At 47.0% G+C, this 25,658-nt stretch carries 24 protein-coding genes; 7 read left to right on the top strand and 17 right to left on the bottom strand.

All coding sequences use genetic code 11. The features are described 5' to 3' along the window. Positions 1–4: 4 nt before the first annotated feature. Both hflX and spoVK read right to left on the bottom strand, forming a co-directional pair. Complete coding sequence (gene hflX, locus GNE05_RS09215) at positions 5–1,267, bottom strand: GTPase HflX (RefSeq protein WP_014417838.1); 1,263 nt, start codon at positions 1,265–1,267, stop codon at positions 5–7. A 129-nt stretch (positions 1,268–1,396) separates the two neighbouring features. Then, complete coding sequence (spoVK, locus tag GNE05_RS09210) at positions 1,397–2,365, bottom strand: stage V sporulation protein K (protein WP_017417826.1); 969 nt, start codon at positions 2,363–2,365, stop codon at positions 1,397–1,399. A gap of 306 nt (positions 2,366–2,671) precedes the next feature. Between spoVK and GNE05_RS09200 the strand changes: the two genes are divergently transcribed. Next, positions 2,672–3,430: an N-acetylmuramoyl-L-alanine amidase gene (locus tag GNE05_RS09200; RefSeq protein ID WP_017417825.1), complete on the top strand. Its 759-nt coding sequence runs from the start codon at positions 2,672–2,674 to the stop codon at positions 3,428–3,430. Between the two features lie 52 nt (positions 3,431–3,482). Here the strand turns inward: GNE05_RS09200 and GNE05_RS09195 are convergent, their stop codons facing one another. From GNE05_RS09195 to GNE05_RS09155, 9 genes are all read right to left on the bottom strand, one after another. After that, on the bottom strand, positions 3,483–4,100 hold the full coding sequence (locus GNE05_RS09195) for a hypothetical protein (RefSeq protein ID WP_017417824.1): 618 nt from the start codon (positions 4,098–4,100) through the stop codon (positions 3,483–3,485). 48 nt (positions 4,101–4,148) lie between these two features. Then, on the bottom strand, positions 4,149–5,138 hold the full coding sequence (nrdF, locus tag GNE05_RS09190; protein WP_012117608.1) for a class 1b ribonucleoside-diphosphate reductase subunit beta: 990 nt from the start codon (positions 5,136–5,138) through the stop codon (positions 4,149–4,151). A 17-nt stretch (positions 5,139–5,155) separates the two neighbouring features. Beyond that, the gene (gene nrdE / locus GNE05_RS09185; protein WP_007611605.1) at positions 5,156–7,258 is read right to left on the bottom strand and encodes a class 1b ribonucleoside-diphosphate reductase subunit alpha; all 2,103 of its coding nucleotides are present in this window, start codon (positions 7,256–7,258) and stop codon (positions 5,156–5,158) included. Further along, a complete protein-coding gene (gene nrdI / locus GNE05_RS09180) occupies positions 7,218–7,610 on the bottom strand; it encodes a class Ib ribonucleoside-diphosphate reductase assembly flavoprotein NrdI (RefSeq protein WP_014417834.1) in 393 nt (130 codons plus the stop codon). The genes nrdE and nrdI overlap by 41 nt, the downstream gene beginning before the upstream one ends. A gap of 259 nt (positions 7,611–7,869) precedes the next feature. Then, positions 7,870–8,085: a hypothetical protein gene (locus GNE05_RS09175; RefSeq protein ID WP_003154062.1), complete on the bottom strand. Its 216-nt coding sequence runs from the start codon at positions 8,083–8,085 to the stop codon at positions 7,870–7,872. Positions 8,086–8,167: 82 nt separating this feature from the next. Beyond that, the gene (locus tag GNE05_RS09170) at positions 8,168–8,443 is read right to left on the bottom strand and encodes a YmzC family protein (RefSeq protein ID WP_160182686.1); all 276 of its coding nucleotides are present in this window, start codon (positions 8,441–8,443) and stop codon (positions 8,168–8,170) included. A gap of 95 nt (positions 8,444–8,538) precedes the next feature. Further along, positions 8,539–8,760, bottom strand: a complete 222-nt coding sequence (gene hfq, locus GNE05_RS09165; RefSeq protein WP_003154064.1) for an RNA chaperone Hfq — start codon at positions 8,758–8,760, stop codon at positions 8,539–8,541. Positions 8,761–8,799: 39 nt separating this feature from the next. Beyond that, positions 8,800–9,744, bottom strand: coding sequence for a tRNA (adenosine(37)-N6)-dimethylallyltransferase MiaA (miaA, locus tag GNE05_RS09160; protein WP_060561660.1), 945 nt, complete (start codon positions 9,742–9,744; stop codon positions 8,800–8,802). Positions 9,745–9,842: 98 nt separating this feature from the next. Continuing rightward, positions 9,843–10,247 carry a YmaF family protein gene (locus GNE05_RS09155; protein WP_014417831.1) on the bottom strand — a complete coding sequence of 135 codons (405 nt, stop codon included), beginning with the start codon at positions 10,245–10,247 and terminating at the stop codon, positions 9,843–9,845. A 101-nt stretch (positions 10,248–10,348) separates the two neighbouring features. Between GNE05_RS09155 and GNE05_RS09150 the strand changes: the two genes are divergently transcribed. The 3 genes from GNE05_RS09150 to erbB all read left to right on the top strand — a co-directional run bounded on the left by GNE05_RS09150 (position 10,349) and on the right by erbB (position 11,489). Then, the gene (locus tag GNE05_RS09150; RefSeq protein WP_160182685.1) at positions 10,349–10,666 is read left to right on the top strand and encodes a hypothetical protein; all 318 of its coding nucleotides are present in this window, start codon (positions 10,349–10,351) and stop codon (positions 10,664–10,666) included. Positions 10,667–10,803: 137 nt separating this feature from the next. Then, positions 10,804–11,118, top strand: coding sequence for an SMR family multidrug efflux transporter EbrA (erbA, locus tag GNE05_RS09145; RefSeq protein ID WP_007410378.1), 315 nt, complete (start codon positions 10,804–10,806; stop codon positions 11,116–11,118). 17 nt (positions 11,119–11,135) lie between these two features. Beyond that, positions 11,136–11,489, top strand: coding sequence for an SMR family multidrug efflux transporter EbrB (erbB, locus tag GNE05_RS09140; protein ID WP_007410379.1), 354 nt, complete (start codon positions 11,136–11,138; stop codon positions 11,487–11,489). A gap of 13 nt (positions 11,490–11,502) precedes the next feature. Here erbB and GNE05_RS09135 read toward each other — a convergent pair whose 3' ends face one another. The 3 genes from GNE05_RS09135 to GNE05_RS09125 form a co-directional block, all read right to left on the bottom strand. Next, positions 11,503–11,955: an OsmC family protein gene (locus GNE05_RS09135; protein WP_007410380.1), complete on the bottom strand. Its 453-nt coding sequence runs from the start codon at positions 11,953–11,955 to the stop codon at positions 11,503–11,505. A gap of 59 nt (positions 11,956–12,014) precedes the next feature. Further along, complete coding sequence (locus tag GNE05_RS09130; RefSeq protein WP_007410381.1) at positions 12,015–12,722, bottom strand: poly-gamma-glutamate hydrolase family protein; 708 nt, start codon at positions 12,720–12,722, stop codon at positions 12,015–12,017. A 255-nt stretch (positions 12,723–12,977) separates the two neighbouring features. Continuing rightward, complete coding sequence (locus GNE05_RS09125) at positions 12,978–13,211, bottom strand: hypothetical protein (protein ID WP_015239897.1); 234 nt, start codon at positions 13,209–13,211, stop codon at positions 12,978–12,980. 178 nt (positions 13,212–13,389) lie between these two features. Here GNE05_RS09125 and GNE05_RS09120 point away from each other — a divergent pair, with 178 nt between their 5' ends. Beyond that, positions 13,390–14,718 carry a serine protease AprX gene (locus GNE05_RS09120; protein WP_160182684.1) on the top strand — a complete coding sequence of 443 codons (1,329 nt, stop codon included), beginning with the start codon at positions 13,390–13,392 and terminating at the stop codon, positions 14,716–14,718. A gap of 192 nt (positions 14,719–14,910) precedes the next feature. Next, positions 14,911–15,273, top strand: coding sequence for a protein YmzB (locus GNE05_RS09115; RefSeq protein WP_007410383.1), 363 nt, complete (start codon positions 14,911–14,913; stop codon positions 15,271–15,273). 33 nt (positions 15,274–15,306) lie between these two features. Here GNE05_RS09115 and GNE05_RS09110 read toward each other — a convergent pair whose 3' ends face one another. Together GNE05_RS09110 and GNE05_RS09105 are read right to left on the bottom strand one after the other, a co-directional pair. Then, positions 15,307–16,062, bottom strand: a complete 756-nt coding sequence (locus GNE05_RS09110) for a YoaK family protein (protein ID WP_160182683.1) — start codon at positions 16,060–16,062, stop codon at positions 15,307–15,309. A 59-nt stretch (positions 16,063–16,121) separates the two neighbouring features. Next, positions 16,122–16,556 (bottom strand): NucA/NucB deoxyribonuclease domain-containing protein, encoded by a 435-nt coding sequence (locus GNE05_RS09105; RefSeq protein WP_160182682.1) that lies wholly within the window; start codon positions 16,554–16,556, stop codon positions 16,122–16,124. Positions 16,557–16,844: 288 nt separating this feature from the next. Here GNE05_RS09105 and GNE05_RS09100 point away from each other — a divergent pair, with 288 nt between their 5' ends. Next, positions 16,845–18,056, top strand: coding sequence for a cytochrome P450 family protein (locus GNE05_RS09100; RefSeq protein WP_160182681.1), 1,212 nt, complete (start codon positions 16,845–16,847; stop codon positions 18,054–18,056). Positions 18,057–18,190: 134 nt separating this feature from the next. Here the strand turns inward: GNE05_RS09100 and GNE05_RS09095 are convergent, their stop codons facing one another. Then, entirely contained in the window at positions 18,191–25,648 is a 7,458-nt protein-coding gene (locus GNE05_RS09095) for a beta-ketoacyl synthase N-terminal-like domain-containing protein (RefSeq protein ID WP_160182680.1), read from the bottom strand. Positions 25,649–25,658 lie beyond the last annotated feature (10 nt).

Below are 25,658 nucleotides of genomic sequence, written 5' to 3'. Positions count from 1 at the left end.
TTCCTTACATGAATTTCTTCAGTTCTCCGAGTATGCTTTGTTCTTCCTGTACATAACCTGAGACTTCGTAGCGTTCATTTTCTTCATTAAAATAAAGGCTGTCGATCATGGTCTCTGATTTGATGCGTGACATCAATTTGCCTTCGGCGGCAGGCACATGAACTTCATACGGCGTCATCAGCTCCCGGCGCAAATAAGATTCGATTTCCGCTTTTAGTTTTGCTTCATCCCCGGCGATTCTGGCGCTGATCATGATGTGGCCTTCTCCCGCTGTCGGGATGAAGTCAGGAAGTGTCTCATCACGTTTGTTATAAGCGGTCAGCACCGGAATATCATCTGCCTCAAGCTCTTTTAACAGACCGAGGACCGTCTGTTCATGTCCGGCATAATCTTCATTGGATGAATCAATGACATGAATGATCAAGTCTGCTTCCTTCACTTCCTCAAGCGTTGAGCGGAAAGCGGCAATCAGCGTCGTCGGCAGATCCTGAATGAAGCCGACCGTATCAGACAAAAGGACGCTGTAGCCGCTTGGGAGCGCCATCTTTCTCGTCATCGGATCAAGTGTTGCAAACAGCAGATCTTCTTCATAGCTGTCTGAGCTCGTTAATTGATTGAACCATGTTGATTTTCCGGCATTGGTATACCCGACGAGTGCAGCCTGAAGCACGCCGTTCTTTTTTCGTCTCTCCCGATAACGGCTTCTGTGGCGGATAACCGTTGAAAGCTGCACGTTAATTTCGTGTATGCGGTTTCTAATGTGGCGCCGGTCTGTTTCAAGCTTTGTCTCACCGGGCCCTCTCGTCCCGATTCCGCCGCCTTGTCTTGAGAGATTGATTCCTTGTCCGCTCAGACGCGGCAGCGCGTATTGAAGCTGGGCCAATTCGATCTGAAGCTTTCCTTCTCTCGTCTTCGCCCTTTTTGCGAAAATATCCAAAATAAGCTGCGTGCGGTCGATGATCTTCGCTTCAATTGCAGTGGCGAGTGATTTAAGCTGGCTCGGTGACAGTTCATCATTAAAAATGACCAGATCCGCTTCAAGCTCTTCACACAGCGCCTTCAGCTCGTCTACTTTCCCCTTGCCTATATATGTAGCGGCATCCGCTCTGTTCCGTTTTTGCGTAATCCGGGTCAGCACCGTTCCGTCAGCCGTTTTTGTCAATGAAGCAAGCTCTTCCATGGAATGTTCAAAGTGCTCATCTGTCATGTGCGGAAGCTGGCAGCCGACCAAAATGACCGTTTCTTTTTTTCCTTCCTGTTCGTTCAAATGGATGTTCCTTTCTGTGTCGTATTGGGCAGTAGTACTATCATACCAAACCCGCAGGGCGTATACCACACATCCGGCGGGTTTTAAAGAGAGAAATAAAAAAGAGACCCCTCAGACCGGCTGAGAGGTCTATTCGTGAGCTGCCGCCTCATCTTTTATAAGTAAATCCTGGCTCTTGATCGTCATTAAATCGTTTTTTAAATATTGGTCTCCCATTAAAAGTCTCATAGCCTGAGCGCGGATCGATTTTTCAATCACGTTTCTGACAAAGCGCCCGTTGCTGAATTTAATGGGGCTTGTCGTGCTTTTCACTGTCATTAAGTAATCTTTTAACTTCCACTCGGCTTCCTGGCTTAATTGATACTCCCGCTCTGCTATCATGCGCTTTGCGATGTCCATCAGCTGAGTGACAGAGTAATCCGGAAAATCGATGCTGATAGGGAAACGCGATTGCAGGCCGGGATTTAATGACAGGAAATGTGTCATTTCTCTCGAGTACCCTGCCAGGATCAGAATAAATTCATGCTGTTTGTCTTCCATATGCTTGACAAGCGTATCAATCGCCTCTTTACCGAAATCCTTTTCTCCGCCCCTTGCAAGTGAGTATGCTTCATCAATGAATAAAATGCCGCCGAGCGATTTTTTAATCAGATCTCTCGTTTTTTGCGCCGTGTGTCCGATGTATTCACCGACCAGATCGGCACGTTCCGCTTCGATCAGATGTCCTTTGGAAAGCACGTTCATTTCGAAGAAAAGCTTGCCGATCAGTCTCGCGACGGTGGTTTTCCCGGTGCCGGGGTTCCCTTTGAACATCATATGAAGAGCTTGTTTTCCGACTTTCAGCCCTTGTTCGGCCCGTTTTTGGTTGACGAATATCCACGCGTAAATTTCTTTAATGTTGCGTTTCATTTCTTCCATACCCACTAATGTGTTCATTTCGTTTTCAATTTCTTTCAGAATGCTGTGCTTGGCTTCATTTTTTTGCAGGGCGGCCTGATATTCCGCCTCAGCTTCCGCATTTGTCAGCACTTGCTTTTGGCCATTAAGAATGATGTTAATTTGTCCGTTATTTTTATAGGTTACAGCGCGCTCCAACATGCTCACCTCTCTGTTCTCTCTTTATCTTACTCATGATGAAGCGGTTCCGTGACATCCGCCTATCATCATGAGACCTGTTTTCCTCTTTATCTGTCACTTTTTCCGTTCTCTTCGGGAATGATGTTGAATCCTGCGCTTTCCCGAGAAATATTTTTCATTTCTTATTGTATTCAGCAGAAACGGGAGGACAAACCATTTATTTTTATTTTCCGGGAAATGTTGGGTATATTTCTCATTTTTTTCATGAATGACAGCCGTACAAGCACCTTTTGAATATCATCATATGCTGTAATGAGGTGATGGAGAATGGTTAAAATTTTTATAGACCCCGGTCATGGCGGAACTGATTCAGGTGCAACCGGAAACGGACTTCAGGAAAAAGCGGTCACGCTGGAGATCGCGCTGGCTTTGCGCACGATTCTGACGAATGAGTATGAAGGAGTTTCTGTCACGATGAGCAGGACAAGCGATAAGACGGTCAGCCTGACGGAAAGAACGGATGCCGCCAACAGCTGGGGCGCAGATTATTTTTTATCCATTCATATTAACTCAGGAGGCGGAACCGGATTCGAAAGCTATATTTACCCCGGTGTCGGAGCGCCGACCTCGACTTACCAATCAGCCGTCCACACGCAAGTGATTCAAGCATCAGGTTTTAATGACCGAGGAAAAAAAACAGCCAACTTCCATGTGCTGCGGGAGACAAGTATGCCGGCGATTTTGACGGAGAATGGTTTTGTTGATACGTCAGCTGATGCAAACAAACTGAAAACAGCCAGTTTTATTGAAAGCCTTGCAAGAGGACATGCCAAGGGCTTGGAGCAAGCTTTCGGTCTAAAAAAAAAGGCTGACTTTTATAAAGTGCAAATCGGTGCATTCAAAGTGAAAGCAAATGCTGATGCGCTTGCCGCCGATGCGGTGTCTAAAGGTTTTGACGCGATTGTGCTTCCAAAAGGCGGCTTATTTAAAGTGCAGATCGGCGCATTCTCTTCCAGAGATAATGCTGAAGCGTTGGCAGCACGGGCCGAAAAAGCCGGATTTGATGCCTTCATTGTGCAAGACTAAATGAAAAAACCCCTGCTCTCCCTTTTTTGGGACGAACGGGGGTTTTTTGTTATTAAAGTATATCGGCGACAAACTGAGACCAAGCTTCAAGACGCTGATACACATTTTCCTCTTTCAGTTCGCTCAGTTTCATCCAGCGCCCGGCGATTTGATCTTTTTCTTTCACTTCGACTTGTGCCGCAGACGCTAACTGGAGCGCAGAAAGGATGCCGATATGCACCTTCCCTACATCGTTTTCATCATCATTGATCAGGCCGAGTGTGACAATGTTTTGTTTGTCCTCCTCGCGAATGTACAGTTCTTCCGCCAGCTCCCGGTCGGTATTCTGTTTCAGCACTTCCGAAAATGAAGCCGCCCCTTCCATAGGGTTCATGTGTCCGCCGAAACCGAGAGAAAGCTTATTATGGAGGCGCGATTCCCCTCCGCCCGCAAGCCGTTCATACACAAACACCTCATCATCGCGGCGGATGACGACATACGGAATCGGCTGTTTAAATCGCGGGTCCTCTTCCGCGTCGCCTCTTCTGATTTCAAAAAAATGCGCCTCAATTTGAGCCATAATGTTTACGATACGTTCATCCTCGCTGTTGACTCCCTGAAATGTCAGCATTTCGTTTTGAAAGACGTCACTCCGCGGTGCAGCCAAGATGATTTCATCCATTTTATTCATGCCCGTTCCTCCTGTCTTACCTCTCCATTCAAGCCAAAAGAGCAGATATTATATCTGCTCTTCATCTTGGCCAAAATAAAAATCTTCGTCCTTAATCGGTTCTACCGTCGCTTTTTTGTAGCCGTTCCCTTTCATGGAGAAGAAATCATGTGATTTTGTTTTGGTGTTTAATCCGTTTAATACGATCGGATTAATATCCTCTTCTTCAAAGTAAGGATCGAACCCTAAGTTCATCAAAGCTTTATTGGCGTTATAGCGGATGAATTTCTTTACATCGTGTGAGAGTCCGACTTGATCGTACAAGTCCTCTGTATATTCAAGCTCATTTTCATATAACTGATTCAGAAGGTCAATCGCAAATTCACGAAGCTCTGCTTTTTTCTCTTCTGTCTGTTTATTATAAATTTCCTGAGCAAGGAGACCGACATACACGCCGTGAATCGCTTCGTCACGAAGGATCAGGTTAATGATCTCACCGCTTTGCATCAGTTTTCCTTGTCCGTAGAAATATAACGGATAATAGAAACCGCTGTAGAAAAGGAAGCTTTCCAGATAGACGGAAGCAACCATCGCTTTGAACAGTGAAATTTCATCATCTTTTTGAATGGCTTTGTAAAGCCCGACAATCATTTGCGCTTTTTTCTGCAAATATTTATTTTGTTTAACCCATTCAAATACTTCATTAATCGTTTCAGTCGGTGCAAGGGTCATGAAAATATTAGAGTACGACTTCGCATGGACAGCGTTCTCCATCATCGCCATAAAGTTCAGCACCGCTTTCCGCTGATGGCCTTCGACGTGCTCGGCCACAATCGGCATGCCCGTGTTCCCCTGCTCTGTATCAAGCAGTGTCAGGCCGGCGAGCACCTTCATGTACGTATCCTGCTCATTTTTACCCAAATACTTCCAAGTGAGAAGATCGCCGTTTAATGCGATCTCTTCCGGAAGCCAAAACTGCTTTACGTTTTGGTTGTAAAACATTTGGGTGAAATCATCTTCATGCTTTGACCAGTTTGCTGCGTCATAAATTTTTGTCACTGTAAACTCTCCTTTAATCAAACGACACAAGAAAGACAGCTGTCCTGCCCGGTATCTTTCGTTCTTGCATAGTAAATGGTTTTGATGCCTCTATGGTGGGCATACAGATCAATACGGTTCAGATCACGAGTTGTCATCGTATCTTTCAAAAACAGGGTAAAGCTGATTCCCTGATCGATATGCTGCTGGATTGTCGCGATCATATCCACCACTTTGAACATGTCCATATCATAAGCTTCTTTGTAGAAGAACCAGTTATTAGACGCTAACCCCGGCATCGGGTAATACGTTTTTGAATTTCCGTATGTTCTTTCTTCGATCCGTTCCATGATCGGCATAACGGACGCCGTGCTGGATTGGACGTAGGAAATGGAGCCTGTCGGCGCGATGCACAGTCTGTAGCTGTGGTACATGCCGTTTTCAGCGACAAACGCCTTCAGCTCTTTCCAGTCTTCGATTGTCGGAATGTGCATGCCTTCAAAGAGCGCAGCGATTTTTTCGTATGCCGGTGAGAACTCTTTTTCGATGTATTTATTGAAATATTCTCCCGTTGCATAAGTGGAGCCTTCATAATGCTCAAACGTTTCGCCTTTTTCTTTCGCAAGCTCAGCTGAACGCTGGATGGAATAAAAGTTCACCATCATAAAGAACGTATTCGCAAAATCTCTTGCTTCCGGGCTTTCATACGCGATGCCGTTTTGGGCCAGGTAGCCGTGAAGGTTCATGGCGCCTAAACCGATTGACTTCATCGCTTTGTTCGCGCGTCTGACTGCCGGCGCGTTGCGGATATCCGTCGTCTCAGATACATGAGTCAGGGAATCCGTCGCGAGTTTCACCGTGCGCTCAATCGATTTATGTTTCATGACATTCAGTATATTTAATGAACCAAGGTTGCAGGAAATGTCCAAGCCGATTTCGTCTTCCTCGTCATAATCTGTGTAAGCCGAAACCTGTGACGCCTGAAGCACTTCAGAGCAAAGGTTCGAGAATTTCACTTTTGATACGTGGTTATTCGCGTGCTCTTTGTTTACGTTATCCTGGAACATAATGTACGGATAACCTGACTCAGAACGGAGAACGGCAAGCTTTTCAAGCAATTTGCGCGCATTCACTTTTTCTTTTTTGACACGCGGGTTGTCGACAAGCTCTTCATACATCGCCGTCATGTCCATTTCGTCCATATGCTGGCCGTATTCTTTATAAATCGTATGCGGATAGAATACATAAGCCGCTTTATCCTCACGCGCAAGCTCAACGAACTTATCCGGAATGACGACACCGATAGAAAGCGTTTTGACGCGCACATCTTCATCCGCAGAAATCTTTTTCGTATCAAGAAAATCATTGATATCGCGGTGGAAAATATTTAAATACGCCGCGCCTGAGCCTTGTCTTTGGCCCATTTGGTCAGCGTAACGGAACGCATTATCAAGAAGCTTCATGACGCCTACAACACCTTTTGTGGCGTTTTCAACATCTTTAATCGCTTCGCCTTTCGCGCGAAGCTTGGACAGATTAAGAGAAACCCCGCCGCCCAATTTAGACAGCTGCATGGAAATATCGATCGCCCGTGAAATATCGTTTAAGGAATCATTGACTTCGAGCAAGAAGCAGCTCACCAGTTCTCCGCGGCGTTTTCTGCCGGCATTCAAAAATGTCGGTGTACTCGGCTGATATTCCTGATTGATCATCAGGTTTACATATTCTTTTGCTTTCTCAGTGTCGCCGTTTGCGAAGAACAGCGCGACGATTGAGATTCGGTCCTCATAACGCTCGAGAATTCTTTTCTTGTCATTCGTTTTCAAAGCATAGTCATTATAAAATTTAAACGCACTCATGAAGGAAGGAAAACGAAACTTCTTTGCGTAAGCTGTCTTAAACACTTCTTTAATGTCTTCAAAAGAGTAAAGGCTTAAGAATTCCTCTTCGTAGTATTGGTTTTCAATCAAATAATCCAGCTTCTCTTTTAAATCGTGAAAGTAAACTGTGTTTTGATTGATATAGTCAACAAAATAGCTATGTACAGCCTCTTTATCTTTATCAAACTGGAATTTTCCATCTTGTTGGATCATGATTTCGTTATTTAACTGGATCCATTTTGGCACTTGATTTTGTGACAAGTCTTTCTACCTCCTGAGTAAACAATTCAACGTCTTTAGATGTGCCGCTGAGTTCAAATTTGTGCAAGATCGGCACCTGATATTGTCTTGAAATGGTATCGGCGCTTTTTGCAAAGTTATCGCCCCATACTTTGTTGCCGCTCGCAGCGACTCCTAATAAGAGATGGGCGTATTTTTCGAGAAATGATTGTGTTGATGCCGGTACCTGGCCGAAGTTTGTCGTGTAGGTGACCAAAACAAACGGAGTGTCCACGTGGTCCGTTTCGTCCACCTTGCGGATCAGCTGAAAGTCTGTTTTATTCACAAAACGCTGAACATTCCCTGTCTTTGAATCAAATATGATTTGAACCATCCTTATCACGACCTATCAAAAATAATGAATCTCTCAACACTATATATAGTATACTAACCTCTCAGAAAAACACAACATATTGAGATCGATTTATAAAAAATTCATATTTTTGAAAGAGCGGACTTTGGCTCTGGCCCGATTAACGCCCAAAAAAGAGAGCAGAACGAGAATCATCTCTCATCCTACTCAAGGTGTCATGTGTAAGCCGATGTCTATCATAACATGAAAAAAAACTGCTTAGTAGTCTAGACTTTTATTCTTATTTTTTGTAAGAATCACATTTTTTTTCGCTTTCAACGGTTTCTTCAATCTCCACATCAGCACCGATTTCTTTCAGTACGGCTTTCAGAGCGCTTGTGATGGAAGCCTCTCTGATCAGTTCTTTGCCGTCAACGATGATGCTGGTTCCATATTCATAGCAGGAATCATCTTCACAAGTTTCTTCCCAATGGTTGATTATCACCTTGTGTTTCAATCGTCTCACCCTCTGCATGATCAATGTCAGTACTTAGTGTAGCTTGTACGGCCCGCTTTGTAAATTCGAACGCTTGTGAAATTTATTCAAGCTCATCCAGCGCCGCTTCTTTTTTCAGTTCGATTTTATTCGTTTTTTCATCATAACGGTATATTTTTAAGTAACCGTCCTCAACGATGCCGAAACGATTATGTTCCAGCTGCACCATGCCTTCTGTCTGCGGTTCGGTATCCGCCAAGCCGCTGTCATCATCTGTCACCACCGTCTCATGATTGCTGCAAGCTCCAAACAGCAAAAAAACAGCGATCCAAACGAGCGTAATCCTGATTCTTCTCAGTTCATTTTCACTTTCGAACACGATTTTCCGAACCCCCTTTTATGTTTCCGATATACAGCCTGCAATATACAGATGCGCATAGAAAAAGACCATGTTCATGGTCTTTTTCAAAAAGTCTATTCAAGCTCAAGCTGGACGTTTTTTTGCGGGGCGAACGTGGAGATGGCATGTTTATAAATAAGCTGCTGCTTCCCCTCCGTTTCGAGCAAAACGGTAAAGTTGTCAAAGCCTTTTACCTGGCCGCGAAGCTGGAAGCCGTTGAGTAAAAACACCGTGACGAACGTATTGTCTTTTCGGATTTGATTCAAAAACTGATCTTGAATATTAATCGGTTTCATGTTTCGTCCTCCTTGGTTCTCAATACAATACTGTTTCGATTAAATTTCCAGTTTTCCTGCTATGCACTCGAAAATTTCCTTTTTTTTCTGCTCAATATCAACAGGCGGCGTCATATCTGTCCATGAAACGGGCATTTTATTGCGAAACCAGGTCAGCTGGCGTTTCGCATATCGCCTTGAATTTTGTTTTAATTGCTCCACAGCCTGAGGGAGCGGCACTTTTCCATCAAGGTATTCATACAGCTCTTTATAGCCGATCGCCTGAATCGATTGGCTGTCCCGGATATTCATATCATACAGCCGCTTTACTTCGTCAAGAAGGCCGGTTTCCAGCATCAGGTCAACGCGCTCGTTAATCCGGCCGTACAGCACTTCTCTGTCCATTGTAAGACCGATAAGAACCGCATTGTAAAGCAGCTCCCGTTTTTGGGTTTTAAGATGCTCTGACATTGTTTTCCCCGATACATGCAGAATTTCGAGCGCGCGGATGACTCTTCGCGTGTTGTTTTGATGAATGGCTGCCGCCGCTTCCGGGTCGGCTGCCGCAAGCTTGGCATGAAGCACTTCCGCCCCTTCTTCAGCCGCCAGTTTCTCCATGCGCTCCCGGAATACAGGATCGCCGGAGTTTTCCGTGAACGTATAGTCATACAGCACGGACTGAATGTACAGACCCGTCCCCCCGACAATCATCGGCAGCTTTCCTCTATCGGCAATCTCGGTGATTTTTCCCCTCACCATTTTTTGATAATCCGCCGTTGAAAAAGTGTCGGACGGCTCCAAAATATCAATCAGGTGATGCGGCACGCCTTCTGTCTCTTCTTCGGTGACTTTGGCCGTTCCGATGTCCATCCCTTTATATACCTGCATGGAATCTCCGCTGATGATTTCCGCATTCAGCATTTTCGCGAGTCCGATGCTTAGTTTTGTTTTTCCGACTGCCGTCGGTCCGACAAGTATGACGACAGGCTGTTTTTTATTTTTCAATATGTATCACTCTCTTTTATAAATCTCCCCCTAATTATAGCATTCATTTCTTCAGGCACCTATCCATTTTGCCCTTTTTCCTGAGCGCTAAACGTCCGCTACCACCCGATCGGCTCGTTTCCGACAACCTCTCTCGTTTTTCCTTTGAGTGTATGGCGGTGCGTTTTCCGTCCTTCCTCCCGCGGATCGTAAACGACGCCGCCATGCTGGATCTGAATCGGCTCATTGTAGGCGGCAAAGGTGGTCTCTGAAAGCTCATGGTAATGTGTTCCGTCAACCCTCGGGATGGCAGGGCCGGAAATGCCGTAATACCTATGAAAATGGCCGTTTTCAAACGAGGTGATGCCCGTATAGAAATGTGTATGCTCATCTGTATTGCTGCCGTTCTCCGGCTGCGAAAAGCCTTCAATCAAATGATAATGCCCCTGCACTACATCCGTAACAGCCCGGTATGCGTGTGTGTGCGGAGGTTTTTTTGACCAATCGGACTGATACAGGCCCACAAAAGCTCACTCCTTTATTTTTTTGATAAACGCCCAATCAAAAATTGGTGGGCTGAATACTCTGTTATCATCTCAAATTTATTCTTGGAGGTACCTTAATTATGATTGAAGAATACACATACGAAGCAGATAGTGATATGAGACAGTTTGGACGGCCCGGATTTGGGTTCGGACGGCCGGGCTTCGGGTTCGGGCGTCCCGGATTCGGATTCGGCTTCGGGCGACCGGGTTTTGGTTTTGGCCGGCCTTGGTTTGGCCGCCCTTGGTTTGGCGGGTTCGGACGGCCGTTTGGTTTTTACGGCGGACCGTTTGCCGGAGGGCTTGTCGGAGGTCTGGTCGGAAGCGCTTTATTCAATCCGTACCTGTACGGGGGTTACGGCTACGGCTATCCGTACGGAGGTTATCCGTATTACTATTGACGAATCAAAAAGGCTCCTCCCCGGGGGCCTTTTTGTATAGGCCTAATGTCTTGACTTGGCGGGCAAAGTTCGGATATTATTTTATTTTACTGCCTTAAACAAAAGGCATAAGGATTATGATGAGAGGGGGATTTGATATGATTCTGGGTTATATCTTCCTCACAATTGCTATTTTATCAGAGTCAATCGGCGCGGCCATGCTGAAGGTCTCCCGCGGATTTACGCGGTTTTTGCCGAGCGCGCTTGTAGTGGCAGGCTATTCATTGGCCTTTTATATGCTTTCACTGACACTGAATCTCATTCCGCTCAGCTTATCCTATGCAACATGGAGCGGAGCCGGAACGGTGCTCGCATCCATTATCGGAGCGAAATGGTTTCATGAAAAACTGGACAAGCAGGCCGTCATCGGACTCTTTTTCTTATTGGCCGGTGTCATTTTGATGAATTGGTAGAAAGGAGAGGCATGCTGATGAAAGGATTACTTTGCTTGGCATTAGCCATTGTATCAGAAGTGTTCGGGAGCACGATGCTGAAGCTGTCGGACGGTTTTACGCACCTGTGGCCCGCTCTCGGCGTCATTGCCGGAATCGGAGCCTCTTTTATGTTTTTGAGCTTCTCACTGAAAAGCCTTGATTTATCCGCCGCATACGCGACATGGTCAGGTGTCGGCACCGCTTTAACGGCAATTGTCGGCTTTTTTGTTTTTAAGGAGGCCATGACAGTCAAAATGATGATCGGGCTTGTTTTGGTCATCACGGGCGTCATCCTGCTGAACCGTTCCAAGTCTCAAAAAGCTAAAAAAAATCAAACGGCCCGGAGCTGACCGTTTGAACTCGTCAAGCACGGGCAGCTTTTACTTCAACCTCAAGCTCCATCTCCACGTTTCCTTGGACCGCTCGTGAAATCATACATGAGGACTCCGCTTTTTGCGCTAACTTCCTGGCGAGCATAAAGTCCGTTTCGGCTGCATCCGGCTTTAATAATATAAACGGGCGGTGAATGATTTTCTGGTACGTGAACACACCGTTCGTGACGTCTACAATTCCTTCAGATTCCATATGTAGATCTTCTTTATCCAGGCCGCTTCTTTCCATCATCGCCGCAAGCGTTATAATATAACAGGTCGCGGCCGCTCCAAGCAGCATTTCATCAGGATTTGTGCCTTCTCCGGGTCCGTCCATTTCCTTAGGAATGGACACAGCCGTTTCCAGCCGGCCGCTTTTTATATCGCCGACGTCATTGCGATTTCCGGGCCAATTTGCTTTTAAATAAAAGTGATGTTTTGCCAAGGGACAAACCTCCTTTTTTTCAGTTTACTCATCTTTCACTCGTTTGTCTTTTTTTAAGCTTACGAATACTCTTGATTGATCACTCTTTTTATCGTACGGACAAACCGGTAAAATTCCTCCGTTTTTGTGAATTCCCTTTCGCGGTAATCAAAATTATCAAAAAACGCTTCCCGCTGTTCTCTGCTGATCTCAAGCTGTATGCTCAGCCCGGTTTGCGCCTGGTTATTGATATTTTCGGTGTCAACCCCGGCCAGACCGGTTTTTGAGGTTGCCAATTCTGCAGAAAATCCGTTTCGTTCGAGAGCTCTCACCAATTTTTTCGCCCGCTTCCGGTCGCTTCCTCCGACAAGAGTATTTTTCTCGTCGCCTTTATAACCGTGAACTGCGATAACATAATGGTGCTGCTTAATGCTTTCGACTGCTGAAGGCTCATCGAACCTGGTGCTCGTAATATGAAGAGTCTGGTTATCATGCGTTTTTAATCCCTCAAACAGATAGGTTGAATAATCATCTCTGAAAGAGCGGACGATCTCGCTCACCCCGCCCTCAATTCTCCCTCCGTGCGGCGACATGATCAATACGGGACTCCCCTTTCGCTTATTGTACGATATATGATAATCATCGGGGTCTTCATGTTCAGCCAAATCTTTAAAATCTGTGTATGTATCAGAAGAATTCGAGGGATCAGGGTCTGACGCATAATGAGCACATCTTATTAGTAAGACCATTGCTACGATAATGATGACATTAAGTAAAATTCTTTTCATCAGCTCTCCTTCTTTGCTCCTTTCTGAAAAATGACATGTTCATTATATGGATTTTTGTCAATAGGTCTTATCTTAACATTCTATTAACATTATCATCAGTGAAAAACTTCCCGGTTTCGAAAAATCAATGGATTGTCACGGTTCAAGCACTCAAATGCCGGGCATCAGTGAAAAAAGGTTGAGAGAGGGCAAAAAAAAAGGGAGGAACGCCCGAATTTTCAGGGGCGGGAGATTCACGGCCGGAAACGGACGGCATCAAGAATACGCTTTTAAAAATGAATATCCGCCTCCCGAAGCAAATGCGCAGGACAGAATGGAGCCCGTCAAAAAAGTTCTCATCTGCCTTTTTGTACAGCAAAATGCCGTTACAGCCCGCTCATCCCCTTTTTTTATCATAATGGTCCGTTTTGAAATGGAACCGTCTTTTTTCATATATATAATATCAATCGGAAGCTGTTTTTCCAAGGAATGTCTCAATATTATGTTCATGTATATACCTCCTTCCGCCGGCTTCATTATAAACGAACAAACGTTCTGTTCCAACTCGATTTCTTCTCCTGAAAAAGCCGCAAGTAACCAGCGCTCCTGAAGGACAAACAAACTGACCGAACATACGGCCTGTTCATATGGTATAGAGAGAATCGCCAGAATGGGAGGAAAAGTATATATGTTTGGTTACTCAATGGTACAAATGGTGCGGTCAAATGCTCATAAGCTGGACTGGCCGCTCAGAGAAAACGTATTACAGTTATATAAACCTTTCAAATGGACACCTTGCTTTTTGCACAAGTTTTTCGAAAAAAAGGTGAAAAACAGAAAGAAAATGTCAGTCATCATTGAATTTGAAGAGGGCTGCCATGAATCCGGTTTTCACAGCACAGGACAGGTCTTATCAAAAGAAAAACGCTGCACCATAAAAAAGCAGTTTCAAACAATCAATTGCTGCAGCGCCGAAGTCACTCCGTCCGCCCTTCACATGCTTCTTTCGCAATGCCGGGATATCCGTAAAATCTATTTAAACCGTGAAGTAAAAGCGCTCCTTGATACGGCAGCTGAATCGTCTCATGCAAAAGAAGTGACCCGTAACGGCACCGTATTAACAGGAAAAGGCGTAACCGTCGCCGTTATTGATACCGGAATCTATCAGCATCCCGATTTAGAAGGCAGAGTTATCGGATTTGCGGACTTTGTCAACCAAAAGACAGAACCGTATGATGACAACGGACACGGCACCCATTGCGCCGGTGATATCGCAAGCAGCGGCGCTTCATCTTCCGGTAAATATCAGGGGCCGGCGCCGGAAGCCGATCTGATCGGAGTCAAGGTATTAAACAAAACAGGATCAGGAACCTTGGCTGATATCATTGAAGGTGTGGAATGGTGCATACAATATAATAAAGAACACACAAAGAATCCGATCAGAATCATCAGCATGTCACTGGGCGGAGATGCGCTCAGATATGATAAAGAAACGGACGACCCGCTCGTCAAGGCCGTTGAAGAGGCATGGAATGAAGGAATCGTCGTCTGCGTCGCCGCGGGCAACTCCGGTCCGGAAGCTCAAACGATTTCAAGCCCCGGTGTCAGCGAGAAGGTCATCACGGTAGGCGCCTATGATGACAATGATACGGCCGGCAATGAGGACGATACGGTCGCTTCTTTCTCAAGCCGCGGCCCGACGGTGTACGGAAAAGAGAAGCCTGACATTCTTGCGCCCGGGGTCGATATCGTATCTCTCCGTTCTCCGCGTTCATACCTTGACAAATTACAGAAATCAAACCGTGTAGGCTCCTTGTATTTCAGTCTGTCGGGCACGTCCATGGCCACTCCGATCTGTGCGGGCATTGCCGCCTTAATCCTTCAGCAGAACCCGCAGCTTACGCCTGACGAAGTGAAAACACTGATCAAGGAAAGTCCGGATCAATGGACAAATGAAGATCCGAACATTTACGGAGCGGGCGCAGTGAACGCCGAAAACGCCGTGCCGAAAGAGTAACCTTTTTATCATGAGAACGGGGTCGTCTAAACCTGCAGATGACTCCGTTTTTCAGGTGAACAGATGAAACATTTATAATGAAGGAACTCGGAATGCTTCAGAACCGGCTGTCAGAAAAAGAGATCAATGCAAGGCAGTGTATTTCTAAAAAAATAGGGAATAAGTATGGTGTAGATAAAAGGAGGAATCACAATGGCACTTACAAACACCGAATTGTCTGAATGGCTGCAAAAACAGATCGGACAAACGCTTGATATCAGAAAAGGAGAGCTGACAGACAGCCGAAACGAGATTTCTGATATGGACCAGATCATGCTTCACCTTGATGATGTTCTCGTCCGCCGGACAAACCATCCCGATGACTATGTAGCGGACGAAGAACTCGTCTTAAAAGGGCACGGCACAACCTATACGGAGGAAGGAAATGTCCCGCTTCCCCAAGATGCGTATGAAATCCCTCTGCTCGGCGACATCACCATCCAAAAGGAGCAAGACGGATTAAAGGTACATACAGATCGGGCCGTTTATACAATCGGGACCCGGAAAGAGCAATAAAAAGAAAAAACGCCCTGAATCAGCGGCGTTTTTTTATTGGTTTTTTTCTTCAGAATATCCGTGGAACATCGTGAATGCGCAAAGCATAATGCCTAAAATAATGATAATCGGAAGCCAGATCACGGCAAACTTATAATCCGGTTCGGCAAAAGCGCCTATGACCGCCCCAAAGCAATACAGAACCAAGGCAAGCGCGCGCAATACAGCATCTCTCGTAAACTGCTTCCGCCTGTCTGCTTTGTAAAACCTTGCGGTGAGATCTTCAAAAAAATTAGCGAGCGTTCCCGTTAATACGGTCGTGGAAATCCCCGCTACACCAAGTTTTCTCGCGGCTGTCGTCTGCATTCCCATTGCGAAGCTGAGCAGCATAATCAGCACATAAACAGAAATGGCATCTGCAAAAAAGCAGGAGAACAAAGCAAACAGCAGCAAAACAGCTCCTTCAATAGCTAAAGCGGCAGTTACCGCAGGGGGCCAGAATGATTTCTTTTTATTGCCTACAAGCAGGGCCGCGGCAATAACGCCGGCAATAAATCCGATTAACGAGGTTAACGATTTGAGTACGGCAAGGTGCCACGAGTTGCCGATCGCCAGGCCGAACAGAACGATGTTCCCCGTCATATTGGCGGTAAAGATATGTCCCAGGCTTAAATAACCGATCACATCCACAATTCCCGCTGTTAAACAAAGAAGTAAAAGTGCAATATTTCGGTATGTAGTCACTGTCAATGTGATCCAATCCTTTCTCATGCTGATTCCAACATATAAGTTTACTCTTTGCCATTTCATATGTCCAGCCGGCGTGCCGCTTTTTCAGAGCATAAAAAAACTCCGGCGAACCGGAGAAGCTACTGAACGATAAATAGTACTCTCGTGCCGTCGGAGTATCCGCTCATTTGATTTCCAACCCATGAACCGGCCCCGCGGTTATCCGACGGGGTTACATATCTGATATCAGCCCCCGCCCCGCCTTCTATGCAAACTGCCATGGGCCATTCATCACGGTCAAACCCAGGCTTTGTCGGAATTCCTTTCAATGATTCTTTCCTTCTATTCTCCGCTCCGCCCCGATCAATTGTACAAATCTCAGAATGACCTTCCGAAATGGCGTCTTTTATATGATTTCCCGTCTCCGGATATTTTGACAGCGGGAAATACAGCACCTGATCGTATCGGGATGCGGCACGAGCAGCACTGTCCGAATGGATGCCGGCACCCGTAAGGCCGAACTGAAGAGAGATCACCAAAAGCAGACTTGCCGCCCATTTCATAAACGCATTCATTCACATCCTCCTTAAGAAGTTGATATGAAGCGTAAATATGTATATTAGCCGGATTTAACACACATGATGAAATGGCAAAAAAAGTTTGCTGTTTTGTTGATAATCAACGAAAATGGCAGCTTTACGATTTGTCTATTGAACCGGCTTCTGTTTCCTTATATATTTTAGACATACTTATGAGCCGTTGTGATCAGTGTCTTCGGCAGATAAAAGGAGGAATGCCGTCCGGTCGGCAGGCACCGGCTGTTTGTTATGTCTTTTCAAAAACATGAAGGCGGGGAAATCCAGATGGAAAAAACAATGTTTCACCCACACTCACCCGAGTTTCACGAAAACCCTTTTGCGGTTTTAAGCAGATTCAGAGAGCAGGACCCCATACATAAATTCGAACTGCAGCGTTTTGGAGGCACCTTTCCGGTTTGGCTCATCACGCGTTATGATGATTGTATGGCGTTTTTAAAAGACGGCAGAATTACGAGAGATGTAAAACGGGTCATGCCGAAGGAGCTGATCGCGAAGCTGAATGTCAGTGAAGATATCGATTTTGTCTCAGAGCATATGCTGGCAAAAGACCCTCCGGATCATTCACGTCTTCGATCTTTGGTGCATCAGGGGTTCACTCCCCGGATGATTGAGCAGCTTCGCACCGGGATAGAGCAGATCACAGAAGAGCTGCTGGATGAAATGGAAACAAAAGCAGACCCTGATATCATGAGAGATTTCGCCGCACCGCTTCCGTTTATCGTCATTTCCGAACTGCTCGGGATTCCGAAAGAGGACCGCGCCAAATTTCAAGTGTGGACAAACGCAATGGTCGACACGTCAGAAAGCGGACAAGATGCGACCAACCAGGCTCTCAAAGAATTTAAACAATATATGAAAACACTGATCGAAGAAAAAAGAAAACATCCGGGTGAAGACCTGACAAGCAAGCTTATTTACGCTGAAGAGGACGGCCAAAAGCTGAGTGAATCAGAGCTGTATTCCATGCTGTTTTTGTTAGTCGTTGCCGGGCTTGAAACAACGGTTAACCTTCTTGGCTCCGGCACCCTGGCGCTTCTTCTGCACAAAGACCAGATGGAGAAGATAAAGCGGCAGCCGGAAAATATCCAGACGGCGGTCGAAGAGCTTTTGCGTTATACCTCTCCCGTCATCATGATGGCAAATCGATGGGCGATTGAAGATTTCACCTATAAAGATGTTTCTATTAAAAAAGGCGATATGATATTTATCGGCATCGGTTCAGCCAATCGGGACCCGGAATATTTCGATGATCCTGATACATTAAATATAGCGAGAACACCGAACCGTCATATCTCCTTTGGATTCGGCATTCATTTTTGTCTCGGGGCTCCGCTCGCCCGGATGGAAGCATCCATTGCCTTTACCGCGCTTTTAAAACGGTTTCCGAATATAGAGCTGAAAGGCGCGCCCGAGAATGTAACATGGAGAAAAAATGTGTTTTTGAGAGGGCTTGAAACATTGCCTGTCAGATTTTAATATCGCCCCCCTGTTATTGGGGGTTTTTTTAATGTCTTATAAACAGAAATCAATATGACATTGAAGATTTAGTACATAGTTAATTTAGTTCTATATAGATAAAAAAGCGGCCGGATTGCTCCGGCCGTTCTCTATTACCGTTTTACCAACTCATTTGTTTCGTCCAGCTTTTTTCTGAAAGATTTAAGGAAATTTGCGCTGATCGTTCCTTTGTTTGCGTACAGTTTTTCGCAGAATGCCTTAATGGCGTTTTGCGGCTTCGGTTCCGACAGCATCGTGACATGATTGGAAGAGTGGACGTCCAGCAGGTGAAACTGTTTCATCTGGTGTTCCCATTCTTTCCAATACGCATCATGGTCTAACGGAATTTGTTCTTCCTCTGCCGTCAGATAACGTTCAAGATCTCCGAGGAACAAACCGCTTTTATTACGGAAGTAGTAGCATTGCAGCGCTTCCGGATGAGGCAGCGGCTTCATGTCATACTCTTCCATTCCGTAAGCGAGCTGCGTCTTCATCATTTGCTCCAGCTGCATCCGGATCGCTTCTTCGGATTTTGGCAGACCGCGCTTTTTGGCAAGGCCGGTCAATTCTTTCAATACTTCTTCTTCCTCAGCCTGGACGGTAATGTCTTCTCTGCTGATTAATGCCTCTTCAAGGTTTTCAGGCTTAAGATATGCTGTAAGCATCGTATTGATCGTTTGCAGCATGACTGACTTAACAGATGGTTTTCTTTCTTTCCATTTTTCACTGTACGGAGTGTCGATCATGACGGCGCTTTTTACCGTATGACCTTCCTCCTGCAAGAGGCGCGCGGTTTCATATGCAAGCATTCCGCCCAAGGAATACCCGCCGAGATCATAAGGGCCTTTCGGCTGTACCGCTTGGATGATTCTCTTATAAGAAGCGGCCGTCTCTTCGATTCCTTGCAGCGGCTCTTTCCCTGTCAAACCTCTTGCCTGGATGCCGTAAAAAGGTCGCTGACTCTTTTTGGCGAATGGCTGGTATGCTTCCACGCCTCCTGTTCCGCCGTGAAACCAAAAAACAGGACGGCCTTTTTCTCTTTCATTCAGCTTGACGAGTTCGGGAAAATTCCGGCCCTTCTCCTGTGGTTGGTTCGTTTTTAACAGCATGCTAATCTCCTGAAGAGTGCTGCATTTCTGAAGAGCCTCCAGACTGATGCGGCTGTCTCCGTCCTCAAGTTTTTTCAACAGCTGAATAGAGGAGATTGAATCGAAGCCGTATTCAGTCAGCGGCTTATTTTGATCAATTTCCGCTGCCTTCATCCCCAGAATGTCAGCCACAATGTCAGCTGCGCTCTCGCGGCAGAGCTGAGGGTCCTGTGAAACCGGTGCAAGGCTGATGTCTTCTGGCTGACCGCCTTTCCAATACTTATGGTTTTCAAAAGGATATGTCGGAAGCGGCACTCTTTGAACAGATTTGCCTTGGTGGAGTCTGTCCCACGGTATATCCGCACCTTTCACCCAGCAAAATGCAAGTTTTTCGAGATTGTTTTCAGCCAACAGCGTCTCCGTGACGACTGTACCGAGAGTCCCTTCCAGTAAAACGCCGATATCTCCTGATCCAGTCTGCTGAATGCCTGTAAAGAAGCTTTTCATTCCATTGCTTTCTTCGGAAAATGCTCTGTACTCTTTCAGTTTTTCCAGCAATTCATCTTGATTGCGGGCAACGAGGGCCAGGCGGCAGTTCATCGCCTCACGGCCGGTCTGAAGCGTATAAGCAATATCCCGCAATGACGGAGTATCTCCAGTTTGCACAAAATCAGCCAGCTGACCTGCGGCCGCCTTAAGACGCCCTTCGCTCTTAGCAGAAAGCACGATAAGCTGCGGTTCATGCACAGATTCTTTGTCTTTATGGCTCGAGCTGTACTGTTCCAAGACGACATGCGCATTCATGCCGCCGAAGCCATAGCTGTTAATTGCGGCCCGGCGCGGGATCGGTCTGCCCGTATGGTCGGTGAGCTGTGTCCATTCCTGATTGTCTTCGGTGAAACGGAAGCGGCTTTTCTGAATGGCCATTTGCTCGTTTGCAGCTGTAAATCCGGTAATGCCCGGGATGGTATGATGCTTCATGGCCATCGCCACTTTTATAAGGGCGGCCAGTCCGGAAGCGAGTTCGCCGTGCCCGATGCAAGGTTTCACGGTGCTGATATAACAAGGCGCGATTTCCTCTTGATTTGCAGACTCGCCGTAACCCGCTTTGATTGCATTAAACTCCAGCGCATCTGCCATTTCGGAGGCAATGCCGTGCGCTTCAATATAAGTGACGGTTTGCGGATCAACATCGGTGTCTTCGTACGCTTTTTTCATCGCGGCCTTCATTCCCGCCGGATTCGGCGCGTGAAGCGACATGCCTTTACCGCCGTGAGACACTCCTGTTCCTTTAATGACCATGTGAATATGATCGCCGTCTTCAATTGCCGCCTCAAGCGGTTTGATGATGATAACGCCCGCCCCTTCGCTTCTGACAAAGCCATCGGCATCTTTTTGGAACGATTTCGCCCGGCCGTTTTTGCTTAAATACCCCATTGAATCAAAACCGATAAAGCCCTTCGGCGACTGCAGAATATTGGCGGCGCCCACGACAGCCTGCTCACATTCGTTATGACGGATTGATTGAACCGCCCTGTGCAATGCCACCAGCGTTGACGTGCAGGCAGCCTCGTAATATTCACTCGGTCCTTGTAAATTCAAGGCATATGATATCCTGTTCGGAATGATGGACGGGATGGCTGTTCCATTGTTCGGATCGCTGTTGCCCGCGGCAACGAAAACGCCTGTCGGTCTGCTTGATAACGCCTTATTTGTCAGGCCCGCATCCTCCATTGCCTTCCATGTATGCATCAAAAGCAGAAATTGCTCCGGCCCCATTTGTGATGCCTCTTTAGGGGAAATTCCGAAAAAGAGCGGGTCAAATTCGCCGACACCGTCAATAAAACCGCCCCATCTGAGACTCGTGTCATTCTCATCATCGGCGTAACGGCGCCAGTCCCAGCGGTCCGCCGGAATTTCGGTAATACAGTGATCCCCGTTTACGATGTGCTCCCAAAAAGACTGGATATCCGGGGATTGCGGAAACTGAGCTGACATACCGATAATCGCGATTCCTTGCTTGATATCGGCGTTATCACAAGGCGTATGCTGTTTCTTCGGTAAAGTGCGCTCTTCTGTTTCCGTGACCCTGGCCTCTTCTGAATGCTTATGATCGGCAAGCAATTGAGAAAACTTGCTCTCATATGCTGACGCGAAGTGGCGGGTCAGCTCCTCCGCGGTCGGATACTCGAAAAACAATGTTGGATTCACATCGATGTCCGCCTCTTGGCCGATCTCTTTTGTCAGCCCGATCAGGCTCGCTGAATCAAGTCCCAATTCCATGATATTCGCGTCAGAACGAAGAGATGGCCCGGGTTCACCCATCATCTTGGCGAGCTTGCCAAGGACGTAGCTGCGGATATCATCTGTCAGACTGCCGGCAGAAATCGGTGCCCCCGTATTCTTAACAGCCGTTCGGGCCGGCTGATTCATCTGTTCGGTTTTCGGGCGGAACCGTTTCAGGGCATAGCCTTCAAAACGCATCACCACTTCCGATCGGCTGCTGATGACATCTGCGTTAATCAGAATCATTTCCCCCGTTTGTTTGGTCAGCTTGATGTGCAGCCAGCAATCGGTAAGATCTTCAGGGGTGCTGAAGGTGACGGAATTAATGCCGAACGGCAGATAGCTTTCCGCCTCCGTTTGATCCAATAAAGAAAGTGAGGCCAAATAAGCACTGTTGGCGATTAACGGATTTATGGCATAATGATGCGCTTGTTGTGAGTCGCTATTGTTCAGGTTCACTTTCGCTAAAACGGCATCAGAGCCTTTGTACAGGCGGGTGATCGTTTTAAATTCTTCTCCCCACACGACGGGTCCCGTTCCGTCTCCGTATAACTCATCTATCCGGCCCACTTCCCGGTAAGAGCGCTGAATGGCCGCCAGATTCGCGTGCTGCTTTTGAAACGGATAGGGGCTGCACTCGGCATACGCCGCTATGCTCCAATCAGGAGACGTGCGGCTGCGGTGCATTATGCTCAGTTCAAATCCATCCCCGTTTTGTTTCGATTCTGTTTTCAGCTCGATGCGATCGCCTTTTTTTACGGTAATGGGGCTGACGTAATTCAGTTTTTTAATTTGTCCTCCTTCCGCTTCAGGAAAAAGATCACAAAAATGATCGACTGCCAGACTGTTATATGTAGCGCCGACGAGTACCGGTTCTCCGCTGAATTGATGCCCTTTCACGTATGGGTCGTCATCACTGTATACCGCCTGAACGCCGGCAGCGTTTTCTGATTCACCGAATTGAAAAGAAGTCCCGTGGTCAAAAGCGTAGGCCGGCAGATGAACGGCGTGCTCTTGCTGCAACTGATCAAACGCGATATTCTCTCCTTTTTCCCATTGCCGCGCACGCCGGCCAATATCAGATTCAGAGAAATTGAGATTCCGCTGATCCATGCGGTAAGCGGCAAGCTTTTCCAACAGTTCCTGAATGGAGGAAGCCGTAAATGCCGCCCGATACTCCGAATGATGTGTTCTTTTTTGCAGCGCGGATGCGATGGCGGCCGGATGAAGAGATGGCGTCTTTTCTAAAAAGGCCGCCAGTCTGTCAAGATAGGCTTCAAAACTCCATTTTGTTTTCGCTGACACAGGGAAAATATATTCCTCATCGCCGTGACGGGCCTGATCGGAATTCGGGCTGATATATTCTTCTACGATGAGATTTGCATATGCCCCGCCTGCCCCGAAGGAATTAATCATGCTTCTCCGCGGGATGATGTCCCCCGTTTCGGCATCCCTCATACGCTCCCAATACTCGGTTTTTTCCTGCAGGTAAAAAGCCGTTTGTTCAAGGTTGATATTCGGATTTTGCGGTTTTGCGTTAATCGACGGGACTAATGTTTCCCGCTCCATTTGCAGCAGCACTTTCGCGAGCTGGGACATGCCGGAAGCCGCCTCTAAATGCCCGAGATTTGACTTGACGGATCCAAGCGCGCAAAAACGTTTTTTATCAGTATATTGCGCGAACGCATTTGTCAGGGCAATGACCTCAATCGGATCTCCCAATACAGAGCCGTTTGCCGCTGATTCAACATAACTGATTGTTTCCGGATTGATTCCGGCCTTGTCGATGGAAGCCGCCATGAGCTTCGCCTGCTGTTTCGGATCCGGAGCCGTGTACATCTGCCTTCCGCCGCTATGGCACAACGCGCTGCTTTTAATGACCCCGTAAATATGGTCTTTGTCGGCAACCGCTTTAGAGAACGGCTTCAAGAGCACCGCCCCGACTCCTTCTCCCGGCATCAGGCCCGTGCCGGTTCCGAAGCTTTTGCTTTCACTTCCCTGTTCAAGCAAATTCGCCCGTTCGAGCGCATCATATTTAGACGGTTCAAGCGTGAGATTGACCCCTCCGGCAATCGCCATGGAACAACTGTTAAGCTTCAGGCTTTCACAGGCGAGATGAATGGCGCTCAGTGAGCTGGAGCATGCGGTCGTAACGCCCATGCTCGGGCCCGTTAAATTGAAAAAGTGGGAAATGCGGTTGGCGATATGCCAATCCCCTCCGTTAGAGCTGAGCGCAGCTTTTTCCAACGACGGGATATTCCAGAAATATTGATTGTACATACTTCCCATAAATACACCGATGCCGCTGTCTGATTCCTGCCATTCGTTTACTCTTTCTAACGAGTAACCGCCGTTTTCAAATGTTTCCCATACGGTTTCTAAGCTTAGACGGAGCTCAGGCGTCATCTCCATCACATGGTCTTCCCGGATGTCAAACAAGTGATGGTCAAAAGCGTCAATATGCTGCAGAAATCCGCCGTACCGTGTTTTGCGTTCTTCTTTTCGTGTTTCTTTTGCCATTGTTTTCAGAAGACCGGATTTCCATCTGTTTTCCGGAGCTTCCGTAATACAGCTGTCTCCGGCTTTTAAATGCTCCCACAGCTCATCGAGGGTTTCAGACTCGGGATAGCGGCCGCTGATGCCGATAATGGCAATGTCGTCACGATCAGAACGATTAACGGTGACGGTTTCTGTTTCCGGCTTTGGCGCTTTTGGCTCTATTTGTTCAGTGATAAACCGCCGCGTTTCCGTGACAAGCGGCACCGGTTCATTCATTGCAGGTTCCGGATGCTTTGTTTCAGGAGGCGCTTGTTCGGCTCCGAATGCCTGTTGCAGCTTATCCGGGTAAGTTTCCAGCAAATACTCGGCAAGTTCTTTCGTATTCGTGTGTTCAAATAAGACCGTTTTCGGCAGCTCGCCCGTCAATGTTTCCAGTTCGCGGATAAAATTCACCTGCAAAATGGAGTCGATGCCGTATTTTTCAAAGCTGGTTTCCGGCTGAATGCGCTCGGGAGCAAGCTTTATGGACTTGGCTAACGTTTCTTTTATGAATTGCACAGTCCGGTCTGTGACTGAGAAAGACGGTTCTGTGAAATCAGCCGGCTCTTTGGAAGCCGCAGTTTCTTCAACCGCCTGCGCGTTCGGCTGCTTTTGCCTGATGACGCCGTCGCTTTCTGCCGCCACGATCTGCTGGCCGAGGTGATGTGACGATTCCGCCATAAATGTAACGTACCGATATCCCTCGCTTTCCAGCGCAGACTGCCACGCTTCAGGATACAGCCCCGGGCATCCGGGAATGCGCAGTTTGGCGTCTTCATACAGCCACCAGCCTTCCAAAAGACCGAATGTCAGATGAGAATAAACCGAATGGCTGCTAATCTCATTTAATAGCAAAATCCCATTCTTTTTAAGCACCGCTTTGGCATTGCGAAGTGTCCGCCGAATATTTTTTGTCGCGTGAAGCACATTTGCCGCAATTACCGCGTCATATGCGCCCGCCTCTATACCCTGCAAAGCCGGGGGCTCTTCCACATTAAACCGCTTATAAGTCAAATACGGATTGTCGGGACCGTATTCTTTTTCAGCATGCATGAAAAAGGCCTTTGACAGATCGGTGTAGCAATATTCTTTCACATGATGTTTGTACTCTTTTAATCTTTTGAAAACGGCCGCGCTTGTCCCGCCCGTCCCCGCTCCGATCTCTAATATCCGGATTTCCGCGTTCGGGTCTTCTTTCAGCCGTTCCTCAATGAAAGCCGCCAATGTGTCAGCGAGCACCTCATTAAAGTAGTCTGCCGTTTCATTGTTTTTATAGATTCCTTCCACCAATTCCATTGAGGAATCGGGAAACAGAACATCAGTGGCAGAAACTCTGCCGGATAAAATATCCGGCAAAGCTCTGAGAGCGGTCTCCACTAAGGTGATCATCGCCTGTTTGCTGCTGTCCTTGAGTAAAGGAGCTTTCTTTTCATCCCATTCTTGCCACAGAACGTCCGCACGCTCTATCGGACCCGTTAACACATACGTACTGCCTGACTGTTTCAAAAAGCCTTTTTGCACCAAGATGGAGATGCTTTCTTCCAGCCACCTGCCGTAAAACCCCTGCATGACAGGCTGCGTTTCGTTTTCCGTAAAAAATCCGACAGATTTCAGCTGGCCTGCCAATAGTTTGTAAAGAAGATCTTCAGTGTTTTGCAAAGCCGTCCCC

Source organism: Bacillus sp. AM1(2019) (genome assembly GCF_009906915.1).
GTDB classification, from domain to species: Bacteria; Bacillota; Bacilli; order Bacillales; family Bacillaceae; genus Bacillus; species Bacillus velezensis.
Note: the sequence above shows the minus strand (reverse complement) of the source record. Positions and strands in the feature narration are given on the sequence as shown.

Excerpts from the sequence above, each read along its gene's own strand:
- spoVK (WP_017417826.1), bottom strand. The coding sequence starts at position 2,365 with ATGTTGGAGCGCGCTGTAACCTATAAAAATAACGGACAAATTAACATC.
- GNE05_RS09200 (WP_017417825.1), top strand. The coding sequence starts at position 2,672 with ATGGTTAAAATTTTTATAGACCCCGGTCATGGCGGAACTGATTCAGGT.
- GNE05_RS09195 (WP_017417824.1), bottom strand. The coding sequence starts at position 4,100 with ATGAATAAAATGGATGAAATCATCTTGGCTGCACCGCGGAGTGACGTC.
- nrdI (WP_014417834.1), bottom strand. The coding sequence starts at position 7,610 with ATGGTTCAAATCATATTTGATTCAAAGACAGGGAATGTTCAGCGTTTT.
- hfq (WP_003154064.1), bottom strand. The coding sequence starts at position 8,760 with ATGAAACCGATTAATATTCAAGATCAGTTTTTGAATCAAATCCGAAAA.
- GNE05_RS09150 (WP_160182685.1), top strand. The coding sequence starts at position 10,349 with ATGATTGAAGAATACACATACGAAGCAGATAGTGATATGAGACAGTTT.
- erbA (WP_007410378.1), top strand. The coding sequence starts at position 10,804 with ATGATTCTGGGTTATATCTTCCTCACAATTGCTATTTTATCAGAGTCA.
- erbB (WP_007410379.1), top strand. The coding sequence starts at position 11,136 with ATGAAAGGATTACTTTGCTTGGCATTAGCCATTGTATCAGAAGTGTTC.
- GNE05_RS09130 (WP_007410381.1), bottom strand. The coding sequence starts at position 12,722 with ATGAAAAGAATTTTACTTAATGTCATCATTATCGTAGCAATGGTCTTA.
- GNE05_RS09125 (WP_015239897.1), bottom strand. The coding sequence starts at position 13,211 with ATGAACATAATATTGAGACATTCCTTGGAAAAACAGCTTCCGATTGAT.
- GNE05_RS09120 (WP_160182684.1), top strand. The coding sequence starts at position 13,390 with ATGTTTGGTTACTCAATGGTACAAATGGTGCGGTCAAATGCTCATAAG.
- GNE05_RS09115 (WP_007410383.1), top strand. The coding sequence starts at position 14,911 with ATGGCACTTACAAACACCGAATTGTCTGAATGGCTGCAAAAACAGATC.
- GNE05_RS09110 (WP_160182683.1), bottom strand. The coding sequence starts at position 16,062 with ATGAAATGGCAAAGAGTAAACTTATATGTTGGAATCAGCATGAGAAAG.
- GNE05_RS09105 (WP_160182682.1), bottom strand. The coding sequence starts at position 16,556 with ATGAATGCGTTTATGAAATGGGCGGCAAGTCTGCTTTTGGTGATCTCT.
- GNE05_RS09100 (WP_160182681.1), top strand. The coding sequence starts at position 16,845 with ATGGAAAAAACAATGTTTCACCCACACTCACCCGAGTTTCACGAAAAC.